This is a genomic window from Candidatus Hepatincolaceae symbiont of Strigamia maritima (assembly GCF_055505085.1).
This window is the reverse complement of the sequence record NZ_DBKDTU010000207.1, coordinates 1-5,945: the sequence shown is the minus strand read 5'-3', so window position 1 is coordinate 5,945 and position 5,945 is coordinate 1. Positions and strand designations below refer to the sequence as shown.

Sequence of the window (5,945 nt, the reverse complement as noted above, 5' to 3'; positions counted from 1 at the left end):
GGTCTCGGCATTCCTGCTGAACCGCTCTTCCGATCTATCTATCCTTGGTATGAGCAATCAAGAGGAATTAGCAAAATTAGAAAAAGAAACTAATATTTCAGATAATGCTAAAGTTTACGATAAACAATTCGTAGTATCAGAAGGATTTGCAGATTTAGTAGAGCATGTATTGCCATCTGTTGTAAGTATTACAGCAGTGAAGGTGTTAAAACCCCAAACTATTAATATTCCTGAAGAAGCAATTGATCCTATGTTTAGAGAATTTTTTAAACAGTTAGTACCGCCACAACAGGAGAAAAAAGCTGTATTGTTAGGAGCTGGCTATATTGTAAGATCAGATGGTTTTGTAGTTACTAATTACCATGTAATTAAAGGAGCTCAAGATATTAAAATTATTATGCAAGATGGTACAAAAATTCAAGCTGAAATTTATGCTTGGGATGAACCTACAGATATTGCTTTAATCAAGGTAGCTAGTACTAATTTACCTACTTTAAAATTGGGTGATTCTGACAAAGCCAGAGTAGGAGATTGGGTAATAGCTATTGGTAATCCTTTTGGTTTGGGAGGTACTGTTTCTACAGGAATAGTCTCCGCAAGAGGTAGAGATATTAATATAGGAAATTATACTGATTTTATTCAAACTGATGCTGCCATTAACAGAGGGAATTCCGGTGGACCGATGATTAATACTAAAGGAGAAGTTATTGGAACCAATACGGCAATTTTTAGTACAATCGGTGGTGGGAGTATAGGTATAGGCTTTGCTATTCCCTCAAATACCGTAAAGGAAATAGTAGCTGCACTAATTTTAAATAAAAAAGTAGTTAGAGGTTGGTTAGGAGTACAAATTCAAGGAATTGATGATGATATTGCTAAATCTTTAAAATTACATAATACTAACGGAGCTTTAGTTGCTGGGGTATTAGATAATAGCCCAGCCCAAAAAGCCGGCATTCAAAGCGGAGATGTAGTTATTAAGATTGACGGTGTTGTTATAGAAAACGGTAAATCTTTAACTAAAATTATTGGGAAAGCAAAACCAGGTAGCACCTTAGTGTTTACTATAGTAAATGATGGGATTGAGAAAAATCTAACTGTACAAATAGGAACTATTCCGGATGACTTATTAAATAAAGCTGAGGAAGAAGATAATAAAGCAACATTGCAATCTTTTTCTATTAAAGAGTTAATAATATCTGATATCGGTATTAAAATATCAGATATTAATAATGAGATAAAACAACTCTTTAAACTACCTAAAAATGCCAAAGGAGTGGTGATTACGGCGGTTAAAAATAATTCTATTGCTTATAATAAAGGTTTTAGTGCCGGATTAAAAATAGTTTCTATTAATCAAAAAACTATAGAAAATATTAAGCAAGTGAGTACCATTTTAGAGAAAGATAAAAATAGTGGTTTATTATTCTTATTAGAAGATCAGCAAAATAGAAGAATCTTTGTAAATATTAGTAAAGAAGAAATTAATGATGCCTTTAATCAATAAATAAAAAGGGTAAATCCCTTTATTTAAAGGCTGTTTACTATTTGTTATGTAATAGCCTACTTAGAGAACTTAGATAAGATTAAAGTTCGTTTTTGATGTTATCAATATTTCTAATACCAATAATGTTATAACCACTATCAACATAATGAATTTCTCCGGTTACCCCGCTAGATAAATCACTTAATAGGTATAAGGAAGATCCTGCAATATCTGTTTGGTTAATATTTCTACGTAGTGGTGCATTTTCTTCATTCCATTTTAATAAAGAAGAAAAATCAGAAATCCCGCTAGCAGCTAAAGTTTTAATAGGTCCAGCAGATAAAGCATTTACTCTGATTCCTAATTTACCTAAATCTTCTGCAGTATAACGTACACTAGCCTCCAAAGCTGCTTTTGCTACACCCATAATATTATAGTTAGGAACTACTTTATTTGCTCCTAAATAGGTTAGAGTAAGGAGATTCCCTCCTTTAGGCATTAAGGATGATGCATATTTAGCTGCTTCAATAAAAGAATAGCAAGAAGTATGTAAGCTATTTAAAAAATTAGGTAAGCTTGTATCAATAAAACGTCCTCTTAATTCGTTTTTATCTGCAAAAGCAATAGCATGTACTAAAAAATCTATACTTCCTAAATCAGTTTTTATCTGTTTAAAAGTACGATTAATAGCATCAGATTTGGTAACATCACAAGCATATACAAAATTAGAATCTAAAGTAGCAGCAAGAGTAGATACTTTATTAAGGATTTTCTCGATGGGAAAAGCTGTAAAAGCTAATTTTGCACCTTGTGTTCGTAGCGTTTTGGATATGCCCCAAGCTATGGAAAACTCGTTGGTTACACCCATAATAAGCCCTTTTTTGCCTTGCATAATATTATTCATTTATATCCCCCTTCTATTTAATTTTATAAAAAAATCAAAATTTTCTCTCATATAATATAGCATATTATGTTAATAGTTGAAGAATTATTTACATTTGAAATTTTTAGGATACAATATATATTATAGAATAATATAATAATATTTCAAACATTGAATACAAGATGATTAAAAGAACTAAACTAGCAAAAAGTGGTGATAAAGAGCTTATTCTTATTATGCCTGAGGAGAGTAGAACCATACAGGGGTTAATGGATATCTCACTACTTGATAACTATTTCTGGAATGATAATAATGGAGCATTGCATATCCCAGTACAAAGTAACGATAACTTTCAAAAAATCTTACAATCAATTAATTTAGAATCTCCAACAGAAATATCTAAATCGGTTAGCGTATTTTATAAAAATAAAACTAATTTATATGAATTGAGTAGAGAATATATTGCTAATACAACTGAAACCAGTATGAGCACACAAGGGGATGTAAAAATAGATACTAGTTTTATGAATTTTGAAGAGGTTAAAGGAGAAGAAATTCTAAATTTTGAGAAAGAAGAAATATTACCATTTTATCTTTCAAAAACATCACAAGGGGATGTATATAAAATTTTAAATAAGGCTTTTGAACATAGTCATGAAATAATAATTTGGGATTACAATCCGGTTGCAGATAAAATTGATTTAAATGAACTTGTTGGTAATAATGATAATACTAATATTGAATATAAACTTATTACTAATGATAATGATGTAACTTTGGCATTATTAATAGATGATAATACAGCTTATAATATAGTATTTAAAGATGTTGCCAACCAAGAGTCTAGTATAGATTTAACTAATATGTTTGATATCATTATTAATAACGGACATTATGATAAATAAATCTTCTTAACAATCAATAACAACATTCTTGGATAAAGAATTGTGATCAGCACTGATAACCATGAACCTTATAAAAAATTTGATATTTGGTATCAGTATGCTAAAAAATATTATTCTACTCATTCTATAGAAAATGTTAATGCAATGGTATTAGCAACAGTAGGATCTAGCTTAATTCCCAGTGTGCGTATGGTCTTATTAAAAAGCTATGATGAGAAAGGATTTACATTTTATACAAATTTAGAAAGCTCTAAAGCTCAAAGTATCAAAGAAAATAATCAGGTATCATTACTATTTTATTGGTTATTCCTAAAAAGACAGATTAGAATTAGCGGTAAGGCTTTACGAATTGCACAAGCAAAAGAAGAGTTATATTTTACTCGGAGACCGTATCTAAGTAAAATAGGAGCTTGGGCTTCTTTACAATCTAAAGAAATGTTACATGGCGATGATTTACAAAAAAGAGTTACACAATTTAGTTTAGAATTTAAAGAAACAGTGCCAAAACCTGAAAGTTGGGGAGGGTTTATAGTTAATCCTGATTATTTTGAATTTTGGGAAGAAAAACCTGCCAGACTACATCATAGGGTGGCTTATACACTGATTAATAAAATGTGGCATAGTAAAATATTATATCCGTAACTTTAATAAAGGAATTTAAATGAAAGTGATAATTAGTTTTATAAGTATAGTTTTTTCTATCTTAAATATAGATGTAAGAGCTACCACTGAAGATTTTACCATTAATTTTTTTGTTGAACATGTTGAACAAGAAAAAATAGCTGATAGTGGAAAAGAACGATATTTAACAATTTTTCAAGAAAGTTATAATTTTATTATTAATAACTATGTCAGTGAACTTAGTAAAGAGCAAAGAGCTGATCTAATTAAGGAGGCAATCAAAGGTTATAATTTAAAAAAAGTAGAATTAATTAAAAATCAGCAACCTCTACAGTATAAAACTTTAATAGAGAATTCTATTAAACTTATGGTGCTATCCTTAGATGATCACTCGGTATATTTTACTAATGAAGAAAGTAAACTTTTTAAAGATAATATTAACGGAGAATATATAGGAGTAGGGTTAGTTTTAGGTATAGATAAACAAGAAAATAAAATCAAAATTTTACAGGTTATAGAAGACTCTTCAGCAGGAAGAGCTGGATTACAAGAAGGTGATTTTATACTAGCAGTGGAGAATCAGAAACTTAGTGCTAACGATATAGAAAAAACTATAGCTTTATTAAAAGGTAAAAAAAATACTAAGATAACTTTAGAAATCCAAAGAGATAATAAACCGCTTACTTTTTCTTTAAAAAGAATGAAGATAAACTTACCTACTTTAACATATCAGGTTATTGATAACAAGTATGGTTATATAAAAATAGCTGAATTTAATACTAAAGTAACAAAGGAATTTCGTAAAGCCTTACAAAACATTCATGTTGATAAATTACAAGGTTTAATTATTGATTTAAGAAATGACCCAGGAGGGTTGCTAGCACAAACGTTAATCATTTTAGATATGATTTTAGCAAAAGGGAAACTTGTATCTATTAAAGGTAGAAGTGATGATAGTGAGATGGTATATTTTGCAGGAAATAATCTACAATTAACTCAAGATATTCCTATAGTGATTCTTATTAATAATTTATCTGCATCTGCATCTGAGATTTTTTCAGCAGCTTTGCAACAGAATAAAAGAGCAATATTAATAGGGCAGAAAACTTATGGTAAAGGTTCTGTACAAATGATATACGACTTAAAAGACGGTAGTTCTATTAAATTAACTATTCAACTATATTATACTCCTGATGGTACAACCATACAAGGGTTAGGGGTAACACCGGATATAGCAGTAATTAATACTAAATCAAACATTTATGATTCAATGCATGATAAAAATAAGTTTTTAGCCTTAAAGAAAGCAACTAGAGGTAGTAAAGCTAGTGCTTTAACTATTAAAGAAAATCAATGTAGAAAATATTTTAACCTTAAAGATAAAAATAAACCTGATCAAATAATAGGTTGTGCCTTGAATTATTTAGATACTTTAGATTATAATAAATTTAAACAAAACTTAGCTGAATAATTTAAGTATTTTATGAAAATAGCCGTATCTTTATTGTCGTTATCTCTTACTTTTATGTTGGTAAGTGTTGCAATTTCACCAATTTTACCTGATATAGCAAAATCTTTTCCTGATGAAGGAGAATCATACTCAAAATTATTCTTAACATTACCCTCTTTAATTGTAATTCCTTTTGTATTGTTAGCAGGATATTTATCAAAACTTTTTGAAAAACGTAAATTAATTTTCTTTGGTTTAATTTTGTATCTTATTAGCGGTATTGGGTCTATGTTGTCTTTTAATTCTTATGTATTTATGTTTTTTAGGGCATTAGTAGGGATTAGTGCCGGCTTGATAGTACCTTATTCTTCTTCACTAATAACAGATTATTTCTCAGGAGAAAAACGCTACCGCTTATTAAGTTATGTAGGTCTTATAGGTTATTTTGGTGGTATTATTATTTTAATCTCAGCTGGGTTATTGGCAAATATTCATTGGAGAATAGCCTTTTTAGTATATTTAATACCGATTGTACCTCTAGTTTTATTATATAAATTTTTACCTAAAATGAAGAAAAAGAAAATTAGTTTACGAGAAAAG

The 5,945-nt window shown here is 29.2% G+C and carries 5 protein-coding genes; 4 read left to right on the top strand and 1 reads right to left on the bottom strand.

Annotated features, from left to right (window positions below; all coding sequences use genetic code 11):
* Positions 1 to 1,586 precede the first annotated feature (1,586 nt).
* Complete coding sequence (locus ACQCX0_RS05700) at positions 1,587 to 2,390, bottom strand: enoyl-ACP reductase FabI (protein WP_462563206.1); 804 nt, start codon at positions 2,388 to 2,390, stop codon at positions 1,587 to 1,589.
* Between the two features lie 161 nt (positions 2,391 to 2,551).
* Between ACQCX0_RS05700 and ACQCX0_RS05695 the strand changes: the two genes are divergently transcribed.
* The 4 genes from ACQCX0_RS05695 to ACQCX0_RS05680 all read left to right on the top strand — a co-directional run.
* The gene (locus ACQCX0_RS05695) at positions 2,552 to 3,274 is read left to right on the top strand and encodes a hypothetical protein (protein ID WP_462563205.1); all 723 of its coding nucleotides are present in this window, start codon (positions 2,552 to 2,554) and stop codon (positions 3,272 to 3,274) included.
* 42 nt (positions 3,275 to 3,316) lie between these two features.
* Positions 3,317 to 3,916, top strand: a complete 600-nt coding sequence (gene pdxH, locus ACQCX0_RS05690) for a pyridoxamine 5'-phosphate oxidase (protein ID WP_462563204.1) — start codon at positions 3,317 to 3,319, stop codon at positions 3,914 to 3,916.
* A gap of 19 nt (positions 3,917 to 3,935) precedes the next feature.
* On the top strand, positions 3,936 to 5,366 hold the full coding sequence (locus ACQCX0_RS05685; RefSeq protein WP_462563203.1) for a S41 family peptidase: 1,431 nt from the start codon (positions 3,936 to 3,938) through the stop codon (positions 5,364 to 5,366).
* Positions 5,367 to 5,378: 12 nt separating this feature from the next.
* A partial coding sequence (locus ACQCX0_RS05680; RefSeq protein WP_462563202.1) for an MFS transporter occupies positions 5,379 to 5,945 on the top strand: 567 nt, incomplete at its 3' end.

Bases quoted from the DNA above. Each gene is read 5' to 3' on its own strand.
- ACQCX0_RS05700 (WP_462563206.1), bottom strand. From the start codon at position 2,390: ATGAATAATATTATGCAAGGCAAAAAAGGGCTTATTATGGGTGTAACC.
- ACQCX0_RS05695 (WP_462563205.1), top strand. From the start codon at position 2,552: ATGATTAAAAGAACTAAACTAGCAAAAAGTGGTGATAAAGAGCTTATT.
- ACQCX0_RS05685 (WP_462563203.1), top strand. From the start codon at position 3,936: ATGAAAGTGATAATTAGTTTTATAAGTATAGTTTTTTCTATCTTAAAT.